This window comes from Flavobacterium sp. (assembly GCF_023151265.1).
GTDB lineage: Bacteria > Bacteroidota > Bacteroidia > Flavobacteriales > Flavobacteriaceae > Flavobacterium.
This window is the reverse complement of record NZ_JAKLJH010000180.1, coordinates 1-4,128: the sequence shown is the minus strand read 5'-3', so window position 1 is coordinate 4,128 and position 4,128 is coordinate 1. Positions and strand designations below refer to the sequence as shown.

4 protein-coding genes are annotated in these 4,128 nt (G+C 33.0%); 1 reads left to right on the top strand and 3 read right to left on the bottom strand.

The window, feature by feature from the left end; all coding sequences use genetic code 11:
* The coding region (locus L6Q46_RS12940) for an acyl carrier protein phosphodiesterase (protein ID WP_291284657.1) at positions 1-567 on the bottom strand (567 nt) is incomplete at its 3' end.
* A 193-nt stretch (positions 568-760) separates the two neighbouring features.
* On the opposite strand from L6Q46_RS12940, the gene glmM reads away from it, so the two are divergent.
* Positions 761-2,149: a phosphoglucosamine mutase gene (gene glmM / locus L6Q46_RS12935; RefSeq protein WP_291284656.1), complete on the top strand. Its 1,389-nt coding sequence runs from the start codon at positions 761-763 to the stop codon at positions 2,147-2,149.
* Positions 2,150-2,185: 36 nt separating this feature from the next.
* On the opposite strand, the gene L6Q46_RS12930 is transcribed toward glmM, so the two are convergent.
* The gene (locus L6Q46_RS12930; protein WP_291284655.1) at positions 2,186-2,632 is read right to left on the bottom strand and encodes a hypothetical protein; all 447 of its coding nucleotides are present in this window, start codon (positions 2,630-2,632) and stop codon (positions 2,186-2,188) included.
* 109 nt (positions 2,633-2,741) lie between these two features.
* The coding region (locus L6Q46_RS12925) for an endonuclease (protein WP_291284654.1) at positions 2,742-4,128 on the bottom strand (1,387 nt) is incomplete at its 5' end.

The following is a 4,128-nucleotide window of genomic DNA, read 5'->3' as shown; positions in this document are numbered from 1 at the left end:
TTGTTGGCACGAAAGTACTAATTCCTCGAAAAACTGAAAAAATTCCGATTCAAATTCGGTATAAAAATCTTGAATTTCCACGATCGCTTCTTGCATGTGTGCTCGATGCTTGGTTTTATAATCCATTTGAAAAAGAATCATTTCCAACCCAGCGATTGTTGCATAACTTACTAGCCAATTTCGTCCTATCATATAAGGCAACATTCCTTTTGTTCTTTCGGTAAGGATTTCGTAGTTATCTTGCATCAATTTGTAAAAATCAGCAGCGTAATCTTCTAATTTTTCATTGGAATATTTACTCCAATTTTTCGCTAAGAAATGATCGTAAGCAATATCCATAATCACACCGGAATAATGTCCGTATTTTTCGTGCAAACGATGTTTACTTTTGCGATAAATTGGATGCGAATCCGTAAAACTATCAATATGTCGGTGTAATAAAATACCTTTTTGAAGTGAATTTGGATAATCTAAATACTTAGAACCTCGAATACTATCTGCCATGAAATTGCCAATTTTGACAAAATCATCTTCACCAGACAAATAAATATGAGCGAGAAAATTCATGTTGGAAAAGGTTAAAAGTTTATGTGCTTATAAGTTTAAAAGGATTGGTGATTTTGTTTACACATAATTATCAAGAGTAAATATATAAAAATCTTTCTAAATTTTGATGAATTCCAATTTCTAACTTTTTATATTTGTGACACAATTTGGTTTACTACTAAACTTTTAAACCTATAACTTTTAAACTAAAATAATGACATTAATAAAATCAATATCAGGAATTCGTGGAACCATTGGTGGAAAAGTTGGTGATAATTTAACTCCAGTTGATGCGGTGAAATTTGCTTCTGCTTATGGAACCTTTCTAAAACAAAACATTGCAAAAGACAATCTAAAAGTAGTCATTGGTAGAGATGCTAGAATTTCGGGACCCATGATTCATAATTTGGTGGTGAATACATTAGTTGGATTAGGAATTGATGTTATCGATTTAGGTTTATCCACTACTCCAACGGTTGAAATTGCCGTTCCAATGGAAAAAGCGGATGGCGGAATTATCTTAACAGCTTCGCACAATCCAAAACAATGGAATGCTTTGAAATTATTAAATGCAAAAGGCGAATTTTTAAGTGGTGCCGATGGAGCAAAAATTCTAGAAATTGCAGAAGCGGAAGCTTTTGATTTTGCTGATGTAGATTCGTTAGGAGAAGTTACAGAAAACAATGCGTACATGGATATTCACATTGATGAAGTATTAGAATTGCCTTTGGTTGATGCTGATTTGGTAAAGACTAAAAAATTCAAAGTAGTTGTTGATGGAGTAAATTCATCGGGTGGAATTATTATCCCAAATTTATTAGAACAGATGGGCGTTGAAGTAATAAAATTATATTGCGAACCAAACGGACATTTCCCTCATAATCCAGAACCTTTAAAAGAACACTTAGGCGATATTTGCAAATTAGTTGTAGAAGAAAAAGCTGATTTCGGAATTGTAGTTGACCCAGACGTTGACAGATTAGCTTTCATTTCTAACGATGGCGAAATGTTTGGAGAAGAATATACTTTAGTAGCAGTTGCGGATTACGTTTTATCAAAAACTCCTGGAAATACAGTTTCTAATATGTCGTCTTCTCGTGCTTTACGCGATATTACAGAAAAACATGGTGGTACCTATCAAGCAAGTGCTGTGGGAGAAGTAAATGTGGTAGAATTAATGAAGAAAACCAACGCAATCATTGGTGGTGAAGGTAATGGTGGAATTATCTATCCATCATCACACTATGGTAGAGATAGTATTGTTGGAGCAGCTTTATTTTTAACCTATTTGGCTAACCAAGATAAAACGGTTGCTGAAATTAGAGCTGGTTTTCCTCAATATTATATGAGTAAAAACAAAATTGAGTTAACACCTCAAATCGATGTTGATAATGTTTTAGCTACGTTAACCGAAAAATACAAATCAGAAAACATTTCTACTATTGACGGAGTGAAAATTGATTTCCCAACCGAATGGGTGCATTTAAGAAAATCAAACACAGAACCAATTATTAGAATTTACACAGAAGCTCCAACACAAACAGAAGCGGATGTTTTAGCTGAAAGATTCGTTAAAGAATTAAAAGAAATAGCAGGAATATAAAACAAAAAAGGTCAGATTTAAATCTGACCTTTTTTATTATCTACCGTTTCCCTTACCATTATTCCCCTTCCCTTTTCCTGGGTGACCATTACCTTTATTGTGTTTATGGCCGTGATGGTGGTTAACTTTGTGTTTTTTTACTTTATATTTTGTTTTGTGCGAATAATTATAACGTTGTGGTCTATCTCCATAAAAATCCAATTCAATTTGGGCACTTCTACCTAAATTAATTCCAACAAAAATTGAAGGAACTTTTACACTTACCGACCATTTTCCGTTGTTGAAATAAATGTAATTTCCTCTTTGGATATCATAATACATGTTTTGGTCAGGAAAGTAAATGTGTCTTGTTTTTGCTCTATATCCATGAGCTGGAGCCCAAGGCGGTGGTCCTTGCGAAAAAACATCTGTTGGCACTACCAACATAAATACTAAAATTAATACCCCAAAAAGCGTTGCTATTCTGTTTTTACTAGTTTCCATAGTGATTAAATTTAATAATTATTTGTATTAATAACCCAATAATACTGCCAAAATTATGCTTTTAGGAATTTTTAACTCATTTTAACATTTCTTCTAAACAGAAAAAAGTCTATTTTACAATGACTTTTTTGGTGGTACTTTGAACGCCATTGGTAACTTTAACCAGGTACATTCCAGCATTTAAATCTAATTTGATGCGGGTTTCGTTATCAAATTTTTCAGTTTGAACTAATTGCCCTGTTATGGTATAGATTTCCACTTTTGAACTTCCTTCTAAACCTGAAACAATTAAATATTCTGAAGCTGGATTTGGATAAACAGCTACTTTATTTTCAATTGGAGATTGAGTCGATAAATTAGAAAACCAAGGTTGTCCAAAATTAGCTCCAAAAATATAATCCGCTAAATTAGGGTGATCTATAAATGGATTTCGATTCATTTGCCAAGTGTAGATGTAATTATTACGATTCATTTCAAAATCATCACTTGGATCTGCAGTATTCCATGTTAAAAGGGATGCTAAGTCGCCCATAATTTGATTTCCTGATGTATCTGACGGATTTCCATTAACTAAATTTAACCCATTATACCTAACCGCCATAAAGAACAATGCTCTTGCTACATCGCCTCTCCAACTACCTTGATTTCCAGTTGGTCCATTATAATCAGAACCATAGTCTTTATTACTTCTTGTTGAGTTTTCTACCCCATCTTCTGCTCTTAAGTGATGTGCATCAGCATGTCCTGCTAAAATATCATTAGCATTTGTTGGTAACCAAACATTTATTCCATCTGCATTAGATGAAGTTCCTCCAGAAAATCCACCTCTTGATTGCGGAAAAATATGCTCTCTATTCCAAACTCCAACATTACTTGATCCTGTTTGATAATCTAAAATTGGCTTAGGACTTTCAACATACATTTGCCAAACCTGATTAGAATTTAATGGATTCTTATCTGCTTCTTTTAGAATAAATTCAATATCACCATAATTATGAGCCCTAACAACTGCTGGATTAGCAATGATATCCTGAAGTGCTTGCTTTAATGAACTTCCAGACAAACCTTCTAACGAATCATAATATCCAACTGGAATAGAAGGAACTACAATTCCGTAAGTAGGATTTAAAGGTGTTCCAAATGCTTGAACTACAAAATTTGCATCATATACTCTGTAAATAATATTATTATTGTTAGCAACATAGCCCGATGAAAGTGGTTGAAAAACAAATTTCATTTCTTCATCTCCTTCATCTAAACCATCATCAATTATTGTTACATTAGCTTGTCCAGTCGATTGTCCTACAGGAATAGAAACATTCAATACTCCTGAAAAATCAGCCAAATTAAAATTTCCATTATTCAATGTGAAATTAAAAACTAAAGGATTGTCTTGAACAGGCTGACTTGTTGTGAAAATAAAATTAAAACTATTGCCTTCATTTATCACAGAAATAGAAGTTGTTACTGAAATATAATTAAAAACGGTACCACTT